We start from the raw sequence: 25,291 nt of genomic DNA, 5'->3' as shown, positions 1-25,291 counted from the left end.
CGGATACATTTCCGACTCCGGTCCTGGTACCGACGGCTAAGAGGTGGCGCATTTGTTTTACAGCCACTTGGGCAGCTGCGTCTGCTATCGCCTTCTGGCGATATCTGGCGGTCGACAGGTAACGATCCTAAGTTTGTATGCGTATCGGAGGGATACCCGCTACGGGCTGGTTGGTATAAGTTTTCCATCGATCTGGAAATTCTTGAGGGCGAGCGGCTTCTGCCGATGTTGTATTTCGACTTTGGCCACGGGATGCACGAAGCCTGGTCGCGTGACCTGAATTTTGTTCGGCTTGGGTCGAAGCATCACGAAGGCGTGGTGCTGCTGTCGCACGATGTTCATAGCGTGCGATTTGATCCTGCGGATGCGCCCTGCACGTTTCGCGTGAACAAACTGATCCTGAGGCCCATCACGCGGGCTAGAGCCGCCTGGCAGATGTTGCGTGCGTTGAAATTGAGGCAAGTCGAGGCTGGTGTCGGCTATGCCGACAAAATATTCATGGAGTCCGTACGGCGCCTTTGCGGGCCCAATGGCAGGCGTTCTTTTGCCACATGGTTGTACGAGTTGTATACGTGGCGGAGAGGGGCGAAACCACCTTACGAAATGTGGCTTGAGCTTTACGACAAGACGTACTTGGTGAATCCGGTTGAGGCGACCGTGCTCGTCTCGATCTTGCTGCCGACCTACAACACGGCGGAGAAGTGGTTACGCAACTGCCTTGATAGTGTTCTTGCGCAGTCGTACCCGAACTGGGAGTTGTGCATCGCCGATGACGCATCGACGTTACCGCACGTGCGTGAGGTGCTCGAAGCTTACGCCCGTCGCGATTCGCGTATTCGCGTGCAATGGCGGGATCGCAACGGCCACATTTCGGCGGCGACAAATACTGCGTTGGCCATGGCTCGCGGCAGTTACGTGGCGCTACTGGATCATGACGACGAGCTGCACGCACAAGCTTTGTCCACCATCGTCTTTGCATTGCAGCAAAACCCGCAATGGCAAATAGTGTATTCCGATGAGGACAAGATCGACGAGCAGGGGCGCCGCTACGATCCGTATTTCAAGCCCGATTGGAACCTCGATCTCCTTCATGGGCAGAACTGTTTCAGTCATCTCGGCGTTTACGCGCGAGCATTGGTCGAGGCGGTTGGAGGCCTCAGGGAGGGTTTGGAAGGTAGTCAGGACTGGGATCTTGCGCTGCGTTGCTCCGAACGATTGAGTGCAGAACAGATTGGTCACATCCCCAAGGTGCTCTATCACTGGCGAGCGATTCCCGGATCGACTGCTCGGGGCGTGGATCAAAAGGGGTATGCCCACCATGCCGGTTTGCGTGCCCTGCGTGAGCATTTCCAACGGCTTGGTACGAACGCCGAAGTGTTGGAGATAGATGGGATGATGGGCGCCTTTCGCGTGCGCCATCCGCTACCTGACAATCATCCCTTGGTCAGCATCGTGGTACCTACGAAAAACAAAGTTGATTTGCTGCGCAGATGTGTCGAATCCATCCTCGAGCGGACCACTTATAAATCCTATGAAATTGTCATTGTAGACAACCAGTCGACAGAGTCACCCACCCTTCAATATCTCGAAAGCATTGCGCAACATTCACGGGTGCGGGTACTGCGGCATGATCATCCTTTTAACTACTCGCGCATCAACAATGAGGCTGTGCGTCATTGCTGGGGTAATCTTGTTTGTCTGCTTAACAATGATATCGAAGTCATTACGCCAGACTGGCTGGAGGAATTGGTCAGCCACGCTCTACGCCCGAACGTGGGTGCAGTGGGAGCGATGCTCTATTACCCGAACAACACCATTCAGCACGCTGGCGTGATCACCGGAGTGCATGGTGTGGCAGCACATGCCTACTCGGGCATGCCGCGTGGTTATCACGGCCAAATGTCTCGGGCGCGATTGACTCAGGCGATAAGCGCTGTGACTGCTGCTTGCATGCTGGTGCGTCGGGATGTCTTCGAAAAAGTGGGTGGGCTGGATGTCTCGCTCCAGGTGGCGTTTAACGACATCGATTTTTGCCTGCGCCTTCGGCAACAGGGCTATATCAATATATGGACTCCGTTCGCAGAGCTATACCACTGGGAATCTGCCTCACGTGGACACGAAGATACGCCCGAAAAACATGAGCGCTTCAAAGGGGAAGTCGATTTCATGGTGAGGCGTTGGTCCATGCAACTGAGCACAGACCCTTATTACAATCCCAATCTGACACTTTCCGGCGAACCATTTTCGCTGGCTTTTCCTCCACGGGAAGGATTTGCCAGTACCTCGGAGCCTTGGGTGCCATTGGATGACGAACAGTTCACGGGGCAGTTGGCAATGATCTCGGGTGCATAATGAGTAAGTTGCTTAGTATTGCCACGGTATGGTTCGGCGCTGCTGATAGGGGCGCAACGTGATGTCATTGAGCGATGAGGGTGTGATGTTGCAGTACGAGACCATTGAAAAGGATGTCTTGCAGGCACGCGCATGGGCAAGCGAAGGGCGCTTCGCTGAGGCGATCGCTTCACTGCGCCGCTGCAATAAGCGGTTTCAAGATGTGCGTTATGAGCAACTGCTCGCACAATGGCAATATGAGGCGTATGTGGCGAATCCGCCACAGGCCAGCAACACATCGGCATGGCCTGTAGAGGTGGATGATGTATTTGCGGGATCTTCGGGCTTGCCCGAGATTCACGCAGGTCAGTTGAATGCACATACGCTTGCAGCAGGTATTCGATACCACGGCGCGCTGATTGTCCGCGGATTGCTTAGCGAGCCGAAGGCGATGGAGATGGCCGCTGGTGTCCAGCGTGCATTGGACGCCTGCGGGCAATGGCATCAAAAAAACCAACCGACGTTTGATTCCCCCTGGTATTGGCGACTGCCTCTGCCTGACGATTGCGAATTGGCGCCGGCGCGGCTTTGGGTCGAAGGAGCGGGCGGCGTATGGACGGCTGATTCACCGCGGATGCTTTTCGAACTCTCCGAGGTTTTCGATCAGCGTGGTGTCATTGACGCGATTGCTCAGTACTTTGGTGAACGTCCGTTACTTTCGGTGGGCAAATCGACGCTACGCTGTGTTCCGAGCACGATACGCGTGGCCGACTGGCATCAGGATGGTGCGTTTATGGGGGGCGACATCCGCAGCGTCAATGTGTGGCTGAGTCTTTCGCATTGCGGCGAAGACGCGTCGGGTCTGGAGGTGTTGCCACGACGATTGCCGACGGTATTGCCGACAGGAACACACGGCGCCAATTTTGACTGGTCCGTTGGCCCGGGCATGGTGGACTTGGCTGGCGAAGGCATGGCTACGGTAAGCCCAGTGTTTGCCCCGGGCGACGTGATGCTCTTCGATCACTTCTTTTTGCATCGCACCGGCATCCCAGCAGCGATTGCCAAGGACCGTTATGCCATCGAGTCCTGGTTTTTCGCGCCCTCCGCGTATCCGAGCCAGCAAGTGCCGCTCTGGCTCTAAACGGAATTGAGAGCAATCTGTCGAAAGATCGCAAACCTGTGCTTAATGCACAGGTTGCTTTTCCAATTCGGCAATTCGGCGACTTAGCGTTTCGATCACGCTGCGTGCCCGCTCCAGTGCCTCGGTACGGCGACTAAGGCACGTTTCTGTCTGCGCGAGGATGGCGCGCAGGTGCATGCTGTCGTTTTCGATGGCGATGCAGGCGTCGAGCAAGCTTTCCGCAGTGAAGAAGCTATCGATCAATTGCTGCAACGCTGGCGTCATGCGAGCAGCGGGTATCAGAACGCCCAGCCCGTTGAAGAACGGCAGTTTGTAAAAATGAAAGTCGATGCCAGCGCTTGCAATGTAGTCTTCAATCGCGGTCAGTACTCCGTTGCGTGGACCGCCTTCATGAAGGGCATTGGCGAGGATGCCATTCATGCCTTGCTCCACCAACTCATTGATCCCCGGCAACATGCCACGATACGCATAGGGATGCTTTTGCGAAGCTTCCAGGTCGTCCGGGTTGTAGTACATATCGCGTCGCGCATAGGGCCATGCCACGTCATGCGATATCACAATGGGCGGCGGCAAGCCTGCCGCTTCGGCATTGGCATGCAAGAGGTTGAGTTCGCTGTAAACCGTCGCCCAGTTGTGGTCGCCGTCGATGAGCGCAATATCGGGGGTGAGGAGTTGCGGAATGACGGCAATGCTTTTCAGCGGGTAGTAACGGTAATGATCAGCACTGTATTGCTTCAGCACCTCGTGCAGACTGGGTCGTGGTGCCGGGTCGACGATATCCGCTTGAGCACCTTTGGCCTGGCAATACTCAAGGATATTGCGCGTGTTCCAGCCTGAGTCTGCACCGATTTCCAGAATTCGACTCGGTTGAGCGATATCGATCAGAGGTCTGATGTAGCGATGCCAAAAGCGGTTCATTGAACGTTCTCCGGAAAACGCGGTGCCGAGGCAAACTCGTCTAGCGTAGGATCGTAGTGGGCGGCGGTGACTGGATCGCCAATTTTGCGTAGATAACCGGACGGGCAGGTGCTGATCAGTTGCCTATTCCAGCTGCGGTCGACGACAAAGGATTTATCGTCGCGGATGAATTCGCGAATGGTCTGAAGCGGCTGACGGTTTGAGTATCCCAGCCAAGGCTGTCCGAACAAGGTGCCGAGACAGACAAGATAGGATCGGTAGGACACCAACGCACCGTAGGCCTGGAGCGATGTCAAGGAAAACGCCGCGGATGAGTTCGCGTCGTAAAGCACCAGTACGGTTTCGGCGCTTCCCGTCCAATGGCGCGCTGTTGCCAATATATGCGGGTCGTCCGCTTTACCTTGCAGCACGGTCACGCGAGGCAATGGCGTGGAGGCAATGGATGCCGGACTGATGCACAAGATGCGAGTGTCTCCGCTTCCCATGGCATCAAGAGCAGTGTCGATAAAACCCACCAGTCCGCATTCTGTTCCGACGGTGATGATGGCGTCGGGGCGAAGCTGATAGACGATATCCTGCAGGTTGATTAGATCGGCGGGCGCGACGCCGGCCGGTTGTCCCATCCACATCACACCGTGGTGTAGACCGCACTCGGCATACACCGATTGAAGATAGGTCTGCGCACCTTCGTCGAAGTGAACCGGTAGTTGACCGGGGCGGATCTGCTCGGTGATACCAAGTCGTAGTGGGATAAGGCTGCGTTGGCGTATGCCGGTGGCAAACTCTGATTGCAGGCTGCCACGAAAATGCAAACGTGAGGGAGGCACGCCAACGAAGTCTTTACCGCGCAGCGCGCGATACGCATTAGCATAGGCACGGACGCGTACATCTTTTTCCGCGTCTTCGACATTGGTGGTGGTACCACCATGAAATTGATGGAAGCTTGCTTCACCTACCAGCGATACAAGAGGGCCGAGGGAACTTTCGCTGGCACGGTGCCAGAGATCCAAGTTCGCAAAACCACCGCCCGCCTGATCGAACGCTTCGTCCATGCCGCCAATGCGGTCGTAGAGCGAGGTAGGCAGCATCAGACAATTGCTCTCGCTTAATCCCTCAAGCCAGGGCTCGGGACTTTCGCCGATGGGTGCACTTATCCGGAATAGCTCATACCCGTTGTTCGGCCATTGGATGCGCTCGAATAGTCGATCTTCCATTTGCCGTGTATAGCCGGCTACTGCGAGCCAGCGCTGGTCTCCGCCAATGAACCAATGGCGTACCGCGACAACGGCGTCGGCGTGATGCTCCCATGCTTGTCGCGCCGCGTGAAATACACCTGGAGTGAGCAGGTGAGCACCGTCGATCATGATGGCCAGGTAATCGCCTTGTGCCTGAAGAGCGGCTTCGTTGATCGCTGCGCAAGGTGAGGCGAGCTGGCGGCTCGGTCGCACAAGGCGAAACTGCGGGCCGAAACGCTCGATCCATGCGGGATCGAGCGGAGGATTGGAACCGTTGTCGATACATAGGACCTCGTAATCGAAGTCGTCGGCTCCTTTCTGATAGCTATGGCTCAGCGAGGTCAGCGTGCGCTCTGCCTCGCGTCGCATGTTGTAGAAGTTGACGATCACCGAAAGGGTGACTTTGCGCTTTGCCGGTATGCGCGTCAGAGGAGCGGGGCCGTCCTGACGCGCTGTCGATGAGGCCTGTAAGTTTCTGACACGCATCCGAAAGGGACGGGACAGCACGGATGCGCCCGTGTCGCTACGGCGCAGATCCAGCGTGTGAAGTTCGCCATCGCCAAGTTCTGCGGGCAGCGGGGCTTCAAAACCACAACAACCATCTCCTTCGCGTAGTTCCGCGAGGTCGCTGCGCCACTGGTTGGCGTCTAGGCGCAGCAGTTCGCGTTCGAATTCCCACAGCGATAGCGTCAAAGGTTGATGGGAGTGGTCAAGCCAATGCGCCCACCCGCGGATGCGTAGTGGGCCACATTGATCCAGCGAGCCACAGAGGTTGTCTGCGCTTATCGGCAAAGGCAGAACATCGGGCTGGTCATGCGCAGGTGTGGCGCCGCCCAACGGTGCCGGGACAATCAGCGGGCTACCGCGGAGTGTATGGCGCTTTCCATCGGCGGTGATGGCGCTGACCGTGAGCTTGGATCCAGGCGATGGCATGGGGTCAAGTGCTATCGCAAAAGCGCAATGTCCTCCGCGCTTGCCGGCAGCGGCGAGGTCCGATCTGAAGGCGAGCGCATCAGCCCCCCATACCTGACTCCCGGACCGGACTTCGACATAGACGTGAGGCGAGTCGTTACCCGAGGCGCATGCCCATCCACGCAGGGTATGGTTCACCAACTCGTCCACTACCCCCTCAACGGGTCCGCTCTGGGTGGAAGGGCGGAGGGCTTTCATCATGGGGTGCACACCAGGAGATAAAGAGTGAAATCCAAAGATCGTGTTTCCCGTTCAAATGTGCAACACGCCGGCGTATGGCAGCTGTATATCCGCTCGGATAAAGGGTGATAGCCGTGCCGGGTTGCTGAATGGGACTTCCGGGCGTGTATTCGGCAATGCTCGGCACAGCGGATAAGGTTACCGCTTTATTTCGGGCGTGTAGTGCTGCCGTCCCGTTATTGAGAGCGATGGGGATCGCCAGTCCGGGAGAGGTGTTCGATGACCTCGTCCAGACCGTCCCGCCAGTCGGGCAGAGCATGTCCGACGCGTTGCTGGAAGCCGGTGTTATCGAGCACCGACCAGGCGGGGCGTCGCGCGGGTGTCGGAAATTCGGCGGTTGAAATCGGCACGACGCGCGGTGCGCGGGCGATCAGTCCACGCGCTTTCGCGGCATCGAAAATCGCCGTAGCGAAACCGTGCCAGCTGGTATGTCCGCTAGCGACCAAGTGATGGGTTCCGAGTACGTTTTGCCGTTGCTTCGTATCGGATTTTTGCCAGGTATCGAGTGCGGCCAGCGTGGCGCCGACGATCAGGCGGGTGCTGGTAGGAGCGCCGTGCTGGTCGGCCACCACTCGCAGTTCTTCGCGCTCGGCGCCCAATCGCAGCATGGTGCGCAGAAAGTTGTGGCCATGCGGCGCGTAGACCCATGCCGTACGCAGCAGCAAATGCGCTGCACCACTGGCCTGTAGCGCGCGCTCGCCAGCCAGCTTGCTGCGGCCGTAGGCTCCCAAAGGAGCTGTAGCGGCATCCACGGGGTAGGGCGTTGTCGCGCTGCCGTCGAAGACGTAATCGGTGGAGTAATGCACAACCAAGGCATGGTTGGAGGCGGCCCACTTGCCAAGCACGCCCACGGCCTCACCGTTGACGCGCGTGGCCAGCTCCTCTTCCTGTTCGGCACGGTCTACCGCTGTATAGGCGGCTGCATTCACGATGATCCCGGGGCGCAGTTTGTTGAGCAAAGCGGGCAGCGTGTCGGGACGGGAGAGGTCGGCGACCTCGGCCGAATGACCATCGATGCGCTTGCCGTCACGGGTTGCCGCTATCAGGTGGCCGAGGGCGGCTAGGCCGCCGTGTTCGAGGAAATCGCGGCCGAGCTGGCCATTCGCACCCAGCAGCAAAATGTTCATGGCGTAAACGTGGGCAGTCGCTCGGTCGGGACGTCTGAAAGCAGCGGGGCCTTTAGATCTTTCTCCGAAAGCTGGGGGTTGCTGATGGGCCAGTCGATGCCAAGGCTTGCGTCGTCCCAGCGAACGCCAGCGTCGGCTTTCGCGTCGTAGGCGGCAGTGCACTGGTAGGTAAAGGTGGCGTGGTCGGACAGCACGCAGAAACCGTGCGCAAAGCCCTCCGGTACCCAGAAGTGCCGGTGGTTCTCGGCGGTGAGCATGACACCGGCCCACTGGCCGAACGTGGGCGAACCGCGACGGATGTCCACGGCCACGTCGTAGACCTCGCCTTCGAGCACGCTCACCAGTTTGCCCTGCGGATTCGGCCACTGGTAATGCAAGCCGCGCAGCACGCCTTTGCTGGAACGCGAAACGTTGCTCTGTACGAAATGCATCCGGATACCGGCGGCGATGTATTTCGCTTCGTTATAGCTCTCGTAAAAGAATCCGCGCGCGTCGCCAAACACCTGTGGCTCGATGACGAGCGCCCCCGGTAAGGACGTCTGGATGACCTTCATCGCACATGCCCCTGTTCGACCAGACGCTGCAGATACTGACCGTAGCCGGTTTTGGCCAGCGGTGCGGCCAGCCGCAACAATTGTTCGGCGTCGATCCAGTCGTTGAGATAGGCAATCTCCTCAGGACAACACACCTTCAGTCCCTGCCGGTTCTCGATCGTCTCGATGTAGTTGCCGGCTTCCATCAGCGATTCGTGCGTACCGGTGTCCAGCCACGCGTAGCCGCGGCCAAGTTGTTCCAGGTGAAGCGATCCATCTTCCAGATAACGGCGGTTGAGGTCGGTGATTTCCAGTTCGCCGCGCGCCGAGGGCTTCAGCGCGGCGGCGTAGTCGCAGACCCGCGAGTCATAGAAATAGAGACCGGTGACTGCATAGTGTGACTTGGGTTTTGCTGGTTTCTCCTCCAGCCCGATGACGCGACCGTTGGAATCAAACTCGGCGACGCCGTAGCGCTCAGGGTCTTTGACCCAGTAGCCGAACACTGTCGCGCCTTTCTCGCGCGATACTGCCCGCTTCAGGCGTTCGGTGAGGCCGACACCGTAGAAAATGTTGTCGCCTAGTACCAGGCAGCTAGGGTCCGTTCCGACGAAGTCGCGACCGATGATGAAAGCTTGCGCCAGACCATCGGGAGAGGGTTGGACGGCATATTGGATATCGATGCCCCATTGCGATCCATCGCCGAGCAGGCGCTGAAACAAGGCCTGCTCATGCGGTGTATTGATCATCAGGATCTGTCGGATGCCGGCTAGCATCAGGATGGACAATGGGTAATACACCATCGGCTTGTCGTAGATCGGCAGCAGTTGCTTGCTAACGGCCTGCGTGATCGGATAAAGCCGCGTTCCCGAACCACCGGCGAGAATAATGCCCTTGTGCGTACTCATGCGCCAAGACGCTCCATGCGATAGCTGCCATCAAGTACGCGTTGCACCCAGGGTTGGTGCGCTAGGTACCAATCCACCGTTTGTGCGATCCCGCTCTCAAAGGTTTGCGAAGGCCGCCAGCCCAGCTCCCGTTGCAGCTTCCCGGAATCGATGGCGTAGCGACGGTCGTGACCCGGGCGGTCTTTGACGTAAGTGATCAGCGATTCGCGGGGGCGACCGCCAGCAAGGGGATGGCGTGCATCCAGCAAGGCACAAATGGTTTTTACCACGGTGATATTCGTGCGCTCGGCATTGCCGCCTACGTTATAGGTGTCGCCTTGATGGCCGGCCTCGAGTACCCGGCGGATCGCCGTGCAATGATCTCCGACATACAGCCAGTCGCGGATATTGAGCCCGTCGCCGTAAACCGGGAGCGGCTCGCCGGCAAGCGCTTTTTGGATCACCAGCGGAATCAGCTTTTCGGGAAACTGGTAAGGGCCATAGTTGTTCGAACAGTTCGTCGTGAGCGTAGGCAGCCCGTAAGTATGATGAAAGGCGCGGACCAGATGGTCGGAAGCGGCCTTCGATGCCGAATACGGAGAGTTGGGCGCATAGGGCGTGGCTTCGCTGAAGCTTCCCTCGGCGCCGAGCGAGCCGTACACCTCGTCGGTAGACACGTGAAGGAAGCGGAATGCCTCCCTGGCCGCGCCTTCCAGTGCTCGCCAGTAGTCCCGTGAAGATTCCAACAGCCCCAATGTGCCCACGACGTTGGTATGCACAAAGGCTGCCGGCCCGTCGATCGATCGGTCGACGTGCGATTCCGCCGCAAAATTGACGATCGCATCGGGCTTGTGCGTGGCAAGCAAACGGTCGACTAGGGTGCGATCGCCAATGTCCCCGTGTACGAAAACGTGCCGCTCGTTCTCGCTCAGTGATGAGAGGGTATCCGGGTTACCTGCGTAGGTAAGTTTGTCGAGGTTGATCACGCGAAGGCCGTCAGCAATGGCCTGCAGTACGAAATTGGCACCGATGAAACCGGCACCGCCGGTTACGAGCAGGGTCTTCATGCAGAACTCCGGGGGTGGTTCACTATTCTGTCATAGGAAACAACGCTGTGCAGACCATGCTACGCGTCTACGCTGCCTGTTCAGACAGTGTTCTCGGCCCGAAAAATAGGGCTCTAATCGGATTCGCAGGAAAACGTGATCGTCTGTGCCGAACAGTAATGGGCCCTGGCTATCGGCACTCAATACCGACAGGTGCCCCCTGGATTGAGTCCTGGCTAGCGGTCAGACCGGCTCGAATTATCGCTTGGTCGAGCACCGAGCGTGCATGCGAGTACAAGGCGAGATCGAGCTGGTTGGCCTCCATGAAGTCCGAGTACAGCGCCTCACCAAGCTCTTGCCGAAGATCCCCCAGTTGCTCCTCGGTAGAAACCCCCTTTTTGCCTGTCGCGTTCTCCCAGTTCGGCAGGAGCTTGAAGCCGGGTAACTTTGGGCCGTATGTCGCCTGGAAAACTTGCGACGACAGCTCGAATTGCTCGACGAGGCCAACGATGCCCCAATCGGTGAGCAGCTGACATGCCTGCTCCAAATCCAATCGCTCAGCAGCTGTTTTAAGGATATTGCCACCGCGCCAGGAGGCCTCGGAAAGGTGGACAACCTGGTAGTCCCGAATGACGATGCTTCCGGGCTCTTTCCTTAAGGCCCAACGCAGGTAATCCGAAAAAGCTGCTCCTTGTGCGATATCCGAGTAAGGCTGGGAAGGGTCCCATCGCGTGAAATTGTAGACAGAGTAGGCACGCAACAAAGGATGTCGGATGAAAACCACTGGTAGGCAGCTAGCGCGAGGTAGCGGTGGTCGCGCAAGGTGGCTCGAGATAGCAGCCAGATGGCGATTGGCATCCAAGAATTCTCCCAGCTGGGCGCTGGATTGGATCGCATGAGCGTGAGATCCCTCGAAAATGCCCCAGCGATCCCCAAAGGAGTGTTGAAGGCTCGCGTCTATGCTGCTGCCTGCGTTCTTGAAGATGTGATAGTGGATAAGAACGTGCTGATCGATCATCAAAGGGTTGGTGAAATTCGTTGGGAGATTGAATTTGACTAGGAAGCTGTCCGCGCCGTGGTCTCGAGCTAGGGCTTGATATGCCGCCCGCTACATGCTCCTAAGTGTAAGTTTTGTGACAGCTTCACTTTAACGGTAGGTCCGGGCAATGTGCCAGGGGTGCACGAGCCTGAGGCATTCAGGGAGTGTCGGGTACCCCCTAGGCATTCGCCGGGCGCCGCGCGAGTCCAGGCGTGGACGTATGTCCTAAGGGTGATTCGCAACGCCGAAAACCCAGTTCGCTCACGGGTTTATGAACATCGGTTCGGCTAGGGCTCTATTGTGACGCCGCCGACAGGTAAGATTGCTGTTTAACATCACGTCAAACGGTGCCCGGGGTATGCGCAAATCGACAAGGAATGCCGCAAGGCAAGTGAAGCTGGGTCTTGGTACCCGGGCAATCCATGCCGGGCAGCACCCGGATCCTTCGACCGGCGCGATCATGACGCCGATCTACGCGACGTCCACCTACGTGCAGGAAAGCCCAGGCGTACATAAAGGCTATGAATACTCGCGTACGCAAAATCCGACTCGGATGGCGTACGAGCGCTGTGTGACGGAGCTGGAGGGCGGAGCCGCCGGTTTTGCCTTCGCTTCAGGGCTGGCGGCCGCGGCAACGGTCCTGGATCTGCTTGACTCAGGCAGCCATGTCATCGCCATGGATGACCTGTACGGTGGCAGCTATCGCCTTTTCGAACGCGTGCGCCGTCGTTCCGCGGGGCTTGATTTCAGCTTTATCGATCTGAACGATGATCACGCGCTCAAAAGAGCGTTGAAGCCCAATACCCGCATGATCTGGGCCGAGACCCCGACCAACCCCATGCTCAAGCTGGTCGACCTCAAAAAGGTCGCGGCTTTTGCACGTAAGCATGGGTTGATCCTGGTCGTCGACAACACCTTTTGCTCACCTATCATTCAACGGCCGCTGGAGTTCGGCGCGGATCTTGTCCTGCATTCAGCAACCAAATACCTAAACGGACATTCCGACATGGTGGGTGGCATCGTCGTGGCAGGCACGTCGGATCTTGCGGAACGTATGGGCTTTCTGCAGAACTCAGTCGGCGCAGTCGCAGGTCCTTTCGATGCCTTCTTGGCCATGCGCGGTCTGAAGACACTCCATTTGAGAATGAAGGCGCATTGCGAAGGCGCGATGGAGCTGGCGACATGGCTGCAAAAGCATGCAGCTGTTGAACGCGTGATTTATCCGGGACTCAAGAGTCATCCACAGCACGCGCTTGCGCGCCGGCAGATGGATGGCTTCGGAGGAATAATCAGCATGGAAGTGAAGGGCGGACTGAAAAAAGCGCGTCGCGTTTTGGAGCGCTGCCAATTGTTTGCCCTGGCCGAATCGCTGGGCGGCGTGGAAAGTCTCATCGAGCATCCAGCCATCATGACCCATGCGTCGGTGCCTCTAGCAAATCGCAAACGACTTGGTATAAGCGACAGCCTTATTCGCTTGTCGGTGGGAGTGGAGGATATTGACGATCTAAAGCAGGAACTTGCTTCGGCTCTTGCCTGAAACTGGCGCAAACAATTTTTGCTGGATATCAGCCGAAACCCAGGAATCCTTGGGCAATCCGAACGGTCAGATCACACGGACTGCACCATCTATTAGTGACTAATACATGATTTCCAAATATCGCCTCCGCGATCCGCTGTCCCCCTACCGGGCGCTCGCGCGCAACTTTGTGCTGGTCGTACAAATGGCGCGACGCGACGTCGTCGGACGCTATCGAGGCTCGTTCATCGGTCTGTTGTGGTCGTTCTTCAACCCGTTGTTGATGCTGGGTGTCTACACGTTTGTATTCGGATTTATCTTCAAGTCCCGCTGGAGCGGACAGACCGCGGGGCACTTCGAATTTGCGGTGATCCTTTTCGCAGGTCTGAATATAAACAACATGTTTACCGAATGCGCGAATCGTGCGCCGACCTTGATCGTCGAGAACACCAACTTCGTCAAAAAGGTGGTGTTTCCGCTAGAGGTGTTGTCATGGAGCACATTAGGCTCGGCGCTGTTCCATCTGCTGGTATCTACCCTCGTATTGTTGATCTTCTCGATCGTCGTGCGGGGAAGCATCCCGTGGACCGCCGTGTATTTTCCCATCGTGGTCGCAGTGTTCTTGCCCTTCGTCGCCGGGTTGATATGGTTGCTTAGCTCGCTGGGCGTATTCCTGCGTGACCTCAAGCAAGCCATGGGCATCATTACCGCGATGATGATGTTTCTCGCCCCGATCTTCTATCCCAAAGAATTGATCCACCCTCCTTATCAAAAACTGCTGTACCTGAATCCGCTGACGACCATTGTCGAAGCATCGCGCGACGTGCTGGTTTGGGGGCGCGCGCCGAACTGGATCTTGTTGGGACTGTACGCCACGGTGTCTTGCTTGTTCGCCTGGGCTTCATTTAGTTGGTTTGAGCGCTCTCGCCGGGGTTTTGCCGATGTCCTCTGAAGAGTTAACCATTTCTGTCGAGTCGCTCGGTAAAAAGTACGATATCTATACCAAGCCGGCCGACCGCCTCAAGCAGATGATTCTGCCCCGGCTTGGGCGCGCGATTGGAAAGAAGGGCCTGCGTTATCACCAGGAGTTTTGGGCACTGCGAGGTGTCAGCTTCCACGTGCGACGTGGCGAGACCGTGGGCATCATTGGTCGCAACGGTTCAGGCAAATCGACGCTGTTGCAGATGATCTGCGGAACACTCCATCCCACTGAAGGCAGCATCAATACTTATGGGCGCATTGCCGCGCTGCTCGAACTTGGTGCCGGTTTTAATCCGGAATTCACCGGTGAGGAGAACGTCTTTTTGAGCGGTCTGCTCTACGGTATTTCGGAGAAGGAACTACGTAAACGGTTCGATTCGATTGTGGCGTTTGCCGATATCGGTGACTTTATTCGTCAGCCGGTCAAAACTTATTCCAGCGGTATGTATGTGCGATTAGCGTTCGCTATTGCCGCGCATGTCGACGCCGATACTTTGGTGATCGACGAAGCGCTAAGCGTCGGCGATATTCGCTTTACTCAAAAATGCATGCGCTATTTGCGCGAATTTCAAAAGAGGGGAACTCTTCTTTTTGTAAGTCACGACACCACAGCGGTAACTAATCTATGCGACCGGGCTATTTGGCTCGATCGTGGGCAGCAGATTCTGGACGGGGTTACCAAGACCGTAGTGGAGCAATATCTCGCCGCGCAACATGCTGCTGACAGGAAGAGTATGGGCGAGTCTGTGGCCATTCGATCCGATGCTTCGGCTACGTTGAGCGCACCGGCATCCGCATCCACCGCGCCGCACTCGGAAAGAAGCGGTGATTCGGTCGTTGACGTAATTGACTCGCGTATTCGCCAACTCAATGCTGGCGATCAGCGCAACGCATTCGAAGTATTTGAATTCGACCCAGACAAGGCAGGTACCGAATTTGGCGCTGGCGCCGCAAAAATCACCGATGTATCGCTAGTCGGCGACGAGGGAGCAAGCGGCCAGCTTCTTAGCGGAGGGGAGATGGTCGATCTAGTTATTGACGCGACCACATCGATACCCCTGCGTGGACCTATTTTCGGCTTCTACGTGAAAGACAGGCTTGGGCAGCGCTTGTTTGGCGACAACACTTATTTGACATATCGCGATCACCCAGTGGCGGCGAGTGCGGGCACTCGTTTGCAGGCAAAATTCAAGTTCAGGATGCCTGTCCTTCCCTCCGGTGAGTACTCGATCGACGTCGCTCTCGCCAGCGGCTCCCAGGATGACCACACGCATCAGCATTGGATTCACGATGCGCTGACGTTCAGGGCGAGTGAGAGCACGATGCGGCACGGCTTGGTCGGCATTCCGATGCACTTGATAGAAATCCAGCAGTCGAGGATCTGATCATATGGAATTTACTGGCGAGCGCTACCTTCCTACGCTGCCTGGTGAAATAAGGCACGAACACCTGCATCGATATGCATGGTGCCGTACCCTGGTGGAAGGTAAAGCTGTGCTCGACATTGCTTGCGGAGAGGGTTATGGCAGCGCCATGCTCGCGCGCCGCGCAGCATCGGTGATCGGTGTCGATATCTCCGCCGAGGCCGTCCAGCATGCAATGCAGACATACGCGGGCATCGCGGGGCTTGAATACCGAGAAGGGAATGCAGCGTCAATTCCACTGCCTGATAACAGTGTCGACATCGTGGTGTCGTTCGAAACGATTGAGCATCACGACAAGCATGTAGAAATGATCGACGAGATACGCCGTGTGCTCCGGCCGGACGGTGTGTTGATTATGTCGTCACCTAATCGCCCCGTGTACACTGAAAAAGCCGCGCACTACAACGAATTCCACGTCAAGGAACTTGATTTCGCAGAATTTGACGCGTTGCTCCATGCTCGGTTTCAGCAGGTCCGCTACTACGGGCAGCGTCTAGCGACAGGCTCGGTGATCGCTGCAGTTCATGGCGACAACGGTTCATGCATGGACGCGTTTACCGACACGGGCAACGAGGTAACCGAGCGAGCGGTACAGCTTGCTGATCCCGTCTACTTCATTGCCATAGCCGCATCAGATGCGGCGGTTTTGCCAAATCTTAATTCCTCGATTTTCCTGTCTGAGGCCGAAGATCTCTATATTCGTCATCAGCAAATAGCGGAATGGGCGCAGAAAACAGACTTGGAACTAACCAAAGTACATGCCATCTATGCTGCGCTGGTGCAGGAGCACGAGGGTGTCGCGCGATGGGCGAAGGGCATGGAAAGCGAGTTGATTGAACGTGATAAGGAAATAGCGGGCCTTCGCAAACAGTTTGGTGCGTTGATTGAACACAATGAGGAAATTGCCAGACTTCGCGAACGAGCGAATGCTCTTCAGGACGAGTTGGATGAGACCTCCGTGGAAATGGAATTCATTGCAGGCGTAGTGACAGGTGTTGTCCAAGGCGACGTGGCTCCTGTGGGTCGGCCGCTTGAGGTTGCGACCAAGCATAAGGTTGCAGCAAGCCTTGAAAGCGCCATGAATGATCTACTGTACGACTACAACTCGCTGCACGAAAAGCAGGAGAAGTCCGAATTGCAGCTGCGCGATCTCATTGCGCGCAACGCAACCTACCTCAATGCAAATAGGAAGATGAGTGTTCAAGCGCTTGCCATGGAGCAGGAGCTAGCCGGTTTGCGCGGACAGTTACAGTCGATCATGACTTCTCATTCGTGGCGCATTACTAGACCGTTACGCCTGCTATCGAGACTTGTCAGGGGTGATGTGGCTCCGATCAAACATGCTTTGCGTAGTCGGTTCCAGCATTATCGACAGATTCGCCGCGCGGTTCCCAAAACGGCAGTTAGCTCGCTCGATGTTGAGACGAAGCTTAGGGCATTAAACTTTCCAGAATTCGCCGAGCCACTGGTCAGCATCGTCGTGCCCGCGTATGGCCAATTCGCGTACACCGTGGCTTGCCTATATTCCATCATGAGCAACCCGCCCTTGGTGCCCTTCGAGGTGCTGGTGGTAGAGGACGCCTCGGGTGACCCGGCCATGCGTTCCCTGGCAACTGTGCCCGGCCTGCGTTATGAGGAAAACCCGCAGAATCTGGGTTTCTTGCGTTCCTGCAATAGGGCGTCAACGCTTATCAAGGGCAAGTACCTTTATCTCCTGAACAATGACACCGAAGTCACCGCAGGTTGGCTTGACGCGATGCTCGATATTTTTGACCACTATCCCGATTGCGGAATGGTGGGTTCAAAGCTCGTATACCCCGATGGCAGGTTGCAAGAAGCCGGTGGAATCCTCTGGGAGGATGGCGGCGCCTGGAACTATGGTCGCCTCGACAATCCGGAACGCAGCATCTACAACTATGTGCGAGAGGTTGATTACTGCTCTGGTGCCTCTTTGCTGATCGAAAAGGAGCTATTCGAGCGTCTGGGGCGGTTCGACGAGCGCTATGTGCCGGCTTACTGCGAAGACTCCGACCTGGCCTTTAAAGTGCGAGAGGCTGGGCTCAAACTCTATTACCAACCTACCTCGGTCGTAATCCATTTCGAGGGAATATCGCACGGCACGGATGTGAATGCGGGCGTCAAATCTTACCAAGTGGAGAATCAGCGCCGTTTTCGTGAACGATGGCGGGACACGCTGGAGCGCGAGCATTTTAGAAATGGCCAGCACGTCGCATTAGCGCGTGGGCGAACTAGCCAGGCTCGTACCATCCTTATTATTGATCATTATGTGCCTCAGCCAGATCGTGATGCAGGTTCGCGCACCATGTGGCAGTTCATGGTCATGTTTAAGCAGTTGGGGTTCGCTGTGAAGTTCTGGCCGCAGAACCTATGCGCGGATAGCGTCTATCTGCCTGCATTGCAGCAGCTCGGTGTCGAAGTGATGTATGGCGAAGAGTTTTACACCGGGTTCGAAAACTGGATTCGCGACAATGCGGCTTACATTGGTTGCGTACTATTGAGCAGACCCCATATTTCCATTGACTTCATCAGCGCTGTTCGTAAGTACGTTAGCGCGCCATTGCTCTACTACGGGCACGACATCCATTACTTGAGGCTCGATGATCAGCTCGGTGTGCAATACACCGAAGAGACCAAACTAGAGCGAGATCGCTTCGAAGCGATGGAGCATGAGATATGGTCGCGCGTTGACGCCGTCTACTACCCGTCGGAAACCGAAACTGCGCACGTCAAAGATTGGCTTAGCCGGCATGGATCGCCAGCACGCTGTTATACGGTTGCACCCTATTCCTATGACTCGCTACCTGAGGCGCCATGGTCCAACCTCGATATGCGCTCCGGGTTGATATTTGTCGCGGGATTTGTCCACGGGCCTAATGTTGATGCAGCAATCTGGTTTACACGCGAAGTCCTGCCGCTTGTTCGAGCAGTGCGTCCAGAGATTAAGCTTTCGCTTGTCGGATCGAATCCAACCGATACGGTGTTGGCTCTTGCGAGCGATCATGTCGAAGTCACTGGCTTTGTGTCCGACGAGGAATTGACTGAGCGTTATATGTCGGCGCGCGTGGTAGTCGCTCCGTTGCGTTATGGAGGTGGTGTGAAGGGAAAAGTCATTGAAGCCATGCGTTTCGGCGTTCCGTGCGTAACGTCCCCTGCCGGTGCACAAGGTCTGAGCTCGGCCGTAAATGCGCTTTCAGTAGCGGAGAGCCCAGAACAGTTCGCTCAAAAAGTACTGGAGCTGCTTGCAGATGACTCGCTGTGGCAGGCTAAATCTCGCGAGGGACAGGCCTACGTCAGTCAAAACTTTACAACAGACGCCCAATGGCGGGTGTTTTCACAGGAACTGAGTGCTGTGAGCAGTGTGCAGCGTGCGGGAGGCATTGCATGATCGTGCGATCGCGCGCTCCATTGCGCCTTGGTCTAGCCGGTGGTGGAACGGACGTTGCGCCGTACTGTGATCTATTCGGCGGTCACGTAATGAACGTCACCATCGACCGTTACGCTTATACGTCCCTTAGCCCCTCACAGGATGGCCGTTGTCGCTTTTCCACACTGGACAGCGGTGCGCATGAAGAATGGCATTGCGGCGATGTGATCCCTACCCATGGGCCGCTCCAATTGCTGAAAGGTGTCTATAACCGCATTGTGCACGAGTTTCTGGGTGGCGACGCTGCTGCATTGCACGTGAGAACTTTCTCAGATGCGCCACCGGGTTCTGGGCTGGGTTCGTCATCCACGATGGTGGTGGCGCTTCTACAGGCGTTTGTGGAGTACTTCAATCTACCGCTGGGTGAATACGAGGTCGCGAAGCTCGCTTATGAAATCGAGCGAAAAGATCTCGGTTTGGCAGGCGGCAAGCAAGATCAGTATGCGGCGACGTTTGGCGGCTTCAATTTTATGGAGTTCTACGCTAACGAGCGTGTGGTAGTTAACCCACTGCGTATCAAGGATTGGGTGTGGGCAGAGCTGGAGGCCTCCCTTGTTCTGTACTTTACAGGCGTGTCGCGTGCATCGGCCGATATTATCGACCAGCAATCGCGTAATGTCGGCCAGAGCAAGCAGTCCTCTATCGACGCCATGCATAGCCTTAAACGAGAGGCGGTGCAAATGAAGGAATGTGTTTTGCGTGGCGACCTTCGCGGTCTCGAAGTAACGCTGCAGGCAGGCTGGGAGGCAAAGAAAAAAACGGCTACCAGCATCAGCAATCCGCTGATTGAAAATGTAGAACGCGTGGCCTTTGCCAATGGTGCACGTGCCGCCAAAGTGTCGGGTGCCGGCGGCGGCGGATTTATGATGTTTCTGTGTGATCCAGAGGAACGGTTGCGCTTGTCACGAGCTCTTCTAGAACAAGGGGGAAGCATCATGGATTTTCACTTCACCGCACAAGGAGCAATCGCGTGGCGCATCACTTGACAACAAAAATTGACGAAGCTTTCAGCAAATCCATGGCATTGCTTAGCGCCATGTCTACCGACGTGCAGCTTCACGAGCAGATTGGGCGTGCGCTCGATTTGTGCGTGGCCGCGCTTAAGCGCGGAAACAAGTTGATGTTTGCTGGCAATGGCGGCAGTGCCGCCGACGCGCAACACTGGGCGGGTGAGCTGGTCAGTCGCTTCAACTTCGACCGTCCCGGCCTACCAGCTTTGGCACTGACGACGGATACAAGCATTCTCACGGCGATTGGCAACGACTACGGCTACGACTATGTGTTCGCACGTCAGGTCGAAGCGTTGGGCAGGGATGGTGATGTGCTGTTGGCGATCTCCACGTCAGGAAATTCCAAGAACATACTTCGCGCCATTCAGGCTGCGCGAACTGCAAACATCAACGTAATCGGCTTTACGGGAAAGAGTGGCGGCGCTATGGCCGACTCCTGTGACATTTGCTTTCGAATGCCTTCCAGTGAAACTCCCAAGATTCAAGAAGGCCACGAAATAGTCGGTCATTTGCTATGCGACCTGATCGAGCAAGAGATATTTGCGAATGCCAAAGGCTGAAGAGGCGATCGTTCTGGTCGGAGGGTTAGGAACTCGCTTGCGCGGGGTCGTGCCGGATTTACCCAAGCCGTTGGCACCGGTAGCCGGTCGCCCGTTCCTCGCCCACCTGCTAGATCAATTGTCAATCGGAGGCATCAGGCGCGTCATTCTAGCCACCGGTTATTTGGCGGAGAAAGTCGAGCAAGCCATCGGCGCTCGTTGGCGTGATATGGATGTCAGTTATTCCCGAGAAGAAGAGCCACTTGGTACAGGCGGAGCTATTCGACAGGCGGCCGAACTGCTGCACGGTGATGCAGTCCATCTGGCGAACGGCGATACATTTCTACGCTTTGATTTCGCCAAGCTGGAAAATTGCGTGAATGCACAGCAGCTTTCAATCGGGATCGCGCTAGCTTGGGTTCCTGACGTCGGTCGGTACGGTGCGGTAGAAGTAAGAGAGGGGCTGGTCACTGCCTTTCGTGAAAAAGGCGGCCAAGGTGCCGGCTATATCAATGCTGGAAGTTATTTCCTGACCCAAGAGGGTATCGCCAGCTTGCCGGTCGATAGAAACTATTCTTTCGAAACCGTGGTACTTCAGCCCGAAGCTCTGGCTGGCAGGGTTGCCGCTTACGGTGATTCAAGTGACTTCATAGATATCGGTGTTCCAGACGACTATGCGCGCGCGCAGCACATGTTTGCGGAGATGAAGTGACCGTAAGCAGTTGCCCTCGCATGTTTCCCACGGAAACTGATCCGACTGCCCGGTCTTGCACAAATGGCAAAGCGCTATTTCTGGACCGAGACGGCGTAATAAACGTTAATCACGGTTATGTCCATACCCCGGAGCGGACAGACTGGGTCCCAGGAATATTCGAGCTGTGCAGCATGGCTCGTGATGCGGGCTACGAATTGATTGTTGTGACCAACCAGGCGGGGATTGCGCGTGGCTACTACAGCGAAGCGTCTTATCTGGCATATACCCAGTGGATGCACGATCAATTCAGGGCGCGAAATATACCCATACTGGCGACCTACTATTGCCCTCATCATCCGGAAGCTGGGCTTGGTAGCTGGAGGTTGGATTGTGAGTGTCGCAAGCCACGACCAGGCATGATTTTGGCCGCTGCTGCGCGGTTTGAGCTTGACGTTGCTTCCTCGGTCATGGTCGGCGACAAGCCCAGTGATCGGGAAGCCGCGATAAGTGCCGGCATTGGTGCTTATTTCATGGTCGAAGACGCTGTGCTCGACATGCGGCGAGTTGTGTCCGCCAGGCCGGGAGACTGACAGCCTCAATTGTCAGTGCAGCTTTTGAGAGGCGAGAAATCTGCCTGTAAGTTAGGTGCAAGGAATTTGGGTCATTACAGGAATGTCCGTCGACGTTTTGTAGATGAAAGGCTAACAATTAATAGCAGGCTGATTCTGGGGTAAGCTTGCAGACGGACCAGGTATTTGCCAACGCAGGTCGTGGCGCGCGACGTGCAACAAATTTATTGTGCGGTCAGGATGTTTAGGCATTTCACGATGCAGAAACGTTATAGGTTCAAAATGCAAGAATTGTTTGATCGAAAATAAGTGCGGTCACATTAACGCCCACGGGCGCCGCGCTTTGCCATTTTCAGGAGAGAGAATCGTGTATTGCCCCGTGTGCCAACGCAAGTCGCTGACTACTTATCGCAAGGTTTCTGACGTTCAGTATTTTGAATGCCGCGATTGCGGAAGTCTTTCGGCAGACGAGCAATTCCTCGTCGATATCGATGCCGGAAAACTTGGTAACTACAGCGAAGAGTACTGGAAAGAGGAAGTCAGGGCCGCGCGTGAGCGATCATTTGGCTCGTCGCTGAACCGGGTCGCGGAGACATTCCTGTACAGCCGCATTCCTATCCATCGTTTTATTGATGTGGGCTCGGGACCCGGATTCCTGCTTGATTCGCTATCGATGCTGATGCCATCGTCTCAATCGATTTTTCATGCCGTGGAACTATTTCCGCCAGCTGACGAATACAGGACGAAACATCCAAATTATGTGGTCGGATCGCTCGATGACGTACCACATAAATTTGAGGCTGGTTCATGTATCGAAGTCATTGAGCACCTCTCTCCTACCATTCTCCGGAAACTGTTGAGCCAGTTAGCGGCCCGTTCCGTCAGCGGCGCCGTTTATTTCTTCAACAGCGGACAGCCCGAGTATGTCAAACAATACGATGAAGGCTATCTCGACCCTTATGGACGAGGGCATATCATGTCGTATTCCCTCAAGGGATTGGCGCCGCTCTTTGCTGAGTATGGGTTCCAGGTACACCCATTGCATGGGCGCACCTGGGCATTTCTCGCTGAATATGGCCAAACAAAGTCGTGCAGTGCAGAGGAAATGCTCAATCGGCTCTGGACGGCAGTACCGGAAAACGTGTCTCGCTTGAAAGACCCTATTTTTGGTCCCCTTATGTACACGATGGGGTTAGAAAGTGCGAGATGTTATCTTGAACATGCTATTGCGGAGCAGCGCACACATTGGGCATTAAGCCTGGCCCAAAAATTCCGCTGAGATATCGGAGCAAACGTATAAAGCCTCAAGCTGCGATTCATAGAAACGGGTAGCGCAGAGGTAATCGGTTGGCAATGTACCAAGGTATTGCCTCATTCTATATAAGTTGGCATCTCGCAAGTAATTGATTATCAGCGAAGTAGGCCAAAACCATTTACTAAAGAATTATCGAAACCTATCCAGCGACAAAGAGCCTTAAAAAAGGGAAGCAAGATGAACTATCTCAGCGAGTTAGTGCGGCGTGTAACGGGTCACAACACTAATGCGAAGAAGATAAGGCCGACGCTTTCCGCGGCGCCTCTCAGTGCGAAAATCGGTGACGCCAGTTATGACGCCAAGTTGGCCGCTGAAAAGAAGTACTACAAAGATGTGGTGAACATCAATGAACTGCCGGAAATCTTTCACTATTGGTCGAACAAGTATCTACGACCGATGCTGGAAGAATATGGATTCGCTAACTCGGACGAGTTTTTTGCAAAATATTTCTTAGAAAGTGCGCAGCGTTGCAACGCAACGTCTCCAACTTTTGTAAGCGTAGGGTCGGGAAATTGTGATACTGAGGTTCGTGTTGCAGGCCTCTTGCAAAAAGCCGGGCTTACCAGATTTACGATTGAATGCCTGGACATGAATCCTCACATGCTTCAAAGAGGACGTGAGATGGCGGCGCGCGAAGGTCTTTCGGAACACCTGGCGTTCGTCGAGGGTGATTTCAACAAATGGGAAGCATCGCAGCGATATACGGCGATTATGGCTAATCAGTCGCTGCATCACGTTTTAAACCTTGAGGGCTTGTTTGACCAGGTGGTGCGTGCACTGGATCCACGCGGATACTTTATTACCCACGACATGATTGGCAGGAATGGTCACCAGCGTTGGCCGGAGGCCCTTGATGCGGTGAATCAATTCTGGAAAGAGTTGCCAGAATCGTATCGCTACAATCATCTCCTCAAACGACATGAAGAGCGGTATGAGAATTGGGACTGCTCGACAGAAGGATTTGAAGGAATACGAGCTCAAGACATATTGCCGCTGTTGCTAGAGCGATTTGATTTCAGATTGTTTATTGGCTTCGCCAATGTTGTTGACGTATTCATCGATCGCTGTTTTGGGCACAATTTCGACATTAAACAGGATTGGGATCGTCAATTTATTGATCGGTTGCATGAGTTTGATGAAGTTGGTTTTCGCAATGGGACTCTTACGCCCACCCATATTATCGCCGTAATGACTGTGGATTCATCCGCTAACCACGAATACTCACGAGATATAACACCGCAGAACAGTGTGCATGAGCCCGTATAGTTGAATACTTGTCAATATCGCCGAGCACGCTAAAAACGGTGCGCCATTCATTGCATCGGCTGATTTGAATGCACGACATCCGTTGCGCGATCGCTGCTTTGAGCGCGATCGCTGCTTTGAGTGTGAACGGATCGATTCTGTGGATGGCCACTGGTTAGGGCCGCGGCTAAAGCATCCACCATTTGACTTGTGAAGTGCTCTCGACCAACAGCGTCAAGATGGTTTGTGTCGAAGAAGTATGTCGGTGACTCAAGGTTGAGAAAGGTGTCTTCCGGTATCAGGATGACATTGGGGTGGTGGCCTATCTTGTCGATGAAGTGTGCCATCGGCTTGTCCGCTTCGTTGAATACTCCCGGGAGCGGGGATGTTGGGACGCGAGCGATGACGATTTGAGTAGAGCTGTGTTCGTACCGAGCGAAGATCTTTTCAAGCCATTCGCTTGTGTAAGCGTCCAGCGGCTCAGGCGGATAGGTATACGGGGTTAGGAAGCGTTGACTTACGGCGCTTCGTTCAATTTCCGAGAGGCGCGCTGGGTAGGTCAACGAATGAGTCCCGGCGTCAAACGCAAGTCCGACCATGGACTCAGGATGTCCTTCGTAGTCGTCTCCCATAGTGCTTCCTACACTGTTGCGCCAGCGGACAGCGCGAAGACGCTTCCTGGGGTGCAGCAGGAAGTCTTGAAAGTCCATTTGATAATTTAGAGCCCACGTAGCCACCCGTGACCAGATCACGTGCCTTTTGTCTGGTGAGGGAAATGTGTTTGCTAGCTCTATAAAGTCAGTAGTGTCCAGAATGGGAGCCAGCATGTCGGCATCCAGCTCTCTGTCATCCAGCGAGGGATCATCTGGAGATACTTCGCGATAACTTGGAATGCTTAGGACGATCGCTCGATAACGATCGGCATTTGGATCCATATCCTTCAATAGGTAGTACCACGTTCGTAGCGTCGTACCCGGCATGCCTGCCTCGATGAAACGGAAATCCTTGGCCACGCCGCTCGCATTGGCAAGCCGTGGAGAGAAGCCTTCGCTCATGCGCGAATCCCCGGTCAGAAGTACGTCGCGAG

The 25,291-nt window shown here is 55.5% G+C and carries 20 protein-coding genes; 12 read left to right on the top strand and 8 right to left on the bottom strand.

From position 1 onward, the window contains the following. Positions 1–225: 225 nt before the first annotated feature. Together QQL64_RS15640 and QQL64_RS15635 are read left to right on the top strand one after the other, a co-directional pair. The gene (locus QQL64_RS15640) at positions 226–2,352 is read left to right on the top strand and encodes a glycosyltransferase family 2 protein (protein WP_284401326.1); all 2,127 of its coding nucleotides are present in this window, start codon (positions 226–228) and stop codon (positions 2,350–2,352) included. Between the two features lie 61 nt (positions 2,353–2,413). Further along, a complete protein-coding gene (locus QQL64_RS15635) occupies positions 2,414–3,472 on the top strand; it encodes a phytanoyl-CoA dioxygenase family protein (RefSeq protein WP_284401324.1) in 1,059 nt (352 codons plus the stop codon). A 42-nt stretch (positions 3,473–3,514) separates the two neighbouring features. Here QQL64_RS15635 and QQL64_RS15630 read toward each other — a convergent pair whose 3' ends face one another. From QQL64_RS15630 to QQL64_RS15600, 7 genes are all read right to left on the bottom strand, one after another. Beyond that, on the bottom strand, positions 3,515–4,390 hold the full coding sequence (locus QQL64_RS15630; RefSeq protein ID WP_284401322.1) for a class I SAM-dependent methyltransferase: 876 nt from the start codon (positions 4,388–4,390) through the stop codon (positions 3,515–3,517). After that, a complete protein-coding gene (locus QQL64_RS15625) occupies positions 4,387–6,558 on the bottom strand; it encodes a CmcI family methyltransferase (protein ID WP_284401318.1) in 2,172 nt (723 codons plus the stop codon). The genes QQL64_RS15630 and QQL64_RS15625 overlap by 4 nt, the downstream gene beginning before the upstream one ends. Positions 6,559–7,013: 455 nt before the next feature. After that, a complete protein-coding gene (gene rfbD / locus QQL64_RS15620) occupies positions 7,014–7,964 on the bottom strand; it encodes a dTDP-4-dehydrorhamnose reductase (RefSeq protein ID WP_284401316.1) in 951 nt (316 codons plus the stop codon). Then, positions 7,961–8,518, bottom strand: a complete 558-nt coding sequence (gene rfbC / locus QQL64_RS15615) for a dTDP-4-dehydrorhamnose 3,5-epimerase (protein WP_284401314.1) — start codon at positions 8,516–8,518, stop codon at positions 7,961–7,963. The genes rfbD and rfbC overlap by 4 nt, the downstream gene beginning before the upstream one ends. Next, positions 8,515–9,402 carry a glucose-1-phosphate thymidylyltransferase RfbA gene (gene rfbA, locus QQL64_RS15610; protein ID WP_284401313.1) on the bottom strand — a complete coding sequence of 296 codons (888 nt, stop codon included), beginning with the start codon at positions 9,400–9,402 and terminating at the stop codon, positions 8,515–8,517. Before rfbA ends, rfbC begins: the two co-directional genes overlap by 4 nt. Further along, entirely contained in the window at positions 9,399–10,448 is a 1,050-nt protein-coding gene (gene rfbB / locus QQL64_RS15605) for a dTDP-glucose 4,6-dehydratase (protein ID WP_284401311.1), read from the bottom strand. The genes rfbA and rfbB overlap by 4 nt, the downstream gene beginning before the upstream one ends. 169 nt (positions 10,449–10,617) lie before the next feature. Then, positions 10,618–11,445: a hypothetical protein gene (locus QQL64_RS15600; RefSeq protein WP_284401308.1), complete on the bottom strand. Its 828-nt coding sequence runs from the start codon at positions 11,443–11,445 to the stop codon at positions 10,618–10,620. 379 nt (positions 11,446–11,824) lie between these two features. On the opposite strand from QQL64_RS15600, the gene QQL64_RS15595 reads away from it, so the two are divergent. The 10 genes from QQL64_RS15595 to QQL64_RS15550 all read left to right on the top strand — a co-directional run bounded on the left by QQL64_RS15595 (position 11,825) and on the right by QQL64_RS15550 (position 24,225). Next, positions 11,825–13,003 (top strand): trans-sulfuration enzyme family protein, encoded by a 1,179-nt coding sequence (locus QQL64_RS15595; RefSeq protein WP_284401307.1) that lies wholly within the window; start codon positions 11,825–11,827, stop codon positions 13,001–13,003. A 106-nt stretch (positions 13,004–13,109) separates the two neighbouring features. Next, positions 13,110–13,934, top strand: a complete 825-nt coding sequence (locus QQL64_RS15590; protein ID WP_284401306.1) for an ABC transporter permease — start codon at positions 13,110–13,112, stop codon at positions 13,932–13,934. After that, positions 13,924–15,348, top strand: coding sequence for an ABC transporter ATP-binding protein (locus QQL64_RS15585; protein ID WP_284401305.1), 1,425 nt, complete (start codon positions 13,924–13,926; stop codon positions 15,346–15,348). The genes QQL64_RS15590 and QQL64_RS15585 overlap by 11 nt, the downstream gene beginning before the upstream one ends. Positions 15,349–15,352: 4 nt before the next feature. Beyond that, on the top strand, positions 15,353–18,793 hold the full coding sequence (locus QQL64_RS15580; protein ID WP_284401303.1) for a glycosyltransferase: 3,441 nt from the start codon (positions 15,353–15,355) through the stop codon (positions 18,791–18,793). Then, a complete protein-coding gene (locus tag QQL64_RS15575; RefSeq protein ID WP_284401302.1) occupies positions 18,790–19,818 on the top strand; it encodes a GHMP family kinase ATP-binding protein in 1,029 nt (342 codons plus the stop codon). Before QQL64_RS15580 ends, QQL64_RS15575 begins: the two co-directional genes overlap by 4 nt. Next, complete coding sequence (locus QQL64_RS15570; protein WP_284401301.1) at positions 19,803–20,402, top strand: D-sedoheptulose-7-phosphate isomerase; 600 nt, start codon at positions 19,803–19,805, stop codon at positions 20,400–20,402. The genes QQL64_RS15575 and QQL64_RS15570 overlap by 16 nt, the downstream gene beginning before the upstream one ends. Continuing rightward, the gene (locus QQL64_RS15565) at positions 20,389–21,093 is read left to right on the top strand and encodes a nucleotidyltransferase family protein (protein WP_284401300.1); all 705 of its coding nucleotides are present in this window, start codon (positions 20,389–20,391) and stop codon (positions 21,091–21,093) included. Before QQL64_RS15570 ends, QQL64_RS15565 begins: the two co-directional genes overlap by 14 nt. Positions 21,094–21,113: 20 nt before the next feature. Further along, complete coding sequence (locus tag QQL64_RS15560) at positions 21,114–21,665, top strand: D-glycero-alpha-D-manno-heptose-1,7-bisphosphate 7-phosphatase (RefSeq protein ID WP_284401299.1); 552 nt, start codon at positions 21,114–21,116, stop codon at positions 21,663–21,665. A gap of 274 nt (positions 21,666–21,939) precedes the next feature. After that, positions 21,940–22,923 (top strand): class I SAM-dependent methyltransferase, encoded by a 984-nt coding sequence (locus QQL64_RS15555; RefSeq protein ID WP_284401298.1) that lies wholly within the window; start codon positions 21,940–21,942, stop codon positions 22,921–22,923. A 213-nt stretch (positions 22,924–23,136) separates the two neighbouring features. Continuing rightward, the gene (locus QQL64_RS15550; protein WP_284401296.1) at positions 23,137–24,225 is read left to right on the top strand and encodes a class I SAM-dependent methyltransferase; all 1,089 of its coding nucleotides are present in this window, start codon (positions 23,137–23,139) and stop codon (positions 24,223–24,225) included. Between the two features lie 47 nt (positions 24,226–24,272). Here the strand turns inward: QQL64_RS15550 and QQL64_RS15545 are convergent, their stop codons facing one another. Beyond that, positions 24,273–25,259 (bottom strand): hypothetical protein, encoded by a 987-nt coding sequence (locus tag QQL64_RS15545; protein WP_284401294.1) that lies wholly within the window; start codon positions 25,257–25,259, stop codon positions 24,273–24,275. Positions 25,260–25,291: the final 32 nt, after the last annotated feature.

The organism is Dyella lipolytica (genome assembly GCF_030160075.1).
In the GTDB taxonomy this organism is placed as follows: domain Bacteria; phylum Pseudomonadota; class Gammaproteobacteria; order Xanthomonadales; family Rhodanobacteraceae; genus Dyella_B; species Dyella_B lipolytica.
The sequence above is the reverse complement of the archived record's forward strand: the minus strand, read 5'-3'. Positions and strand labels throughout refer to the sequence as shown.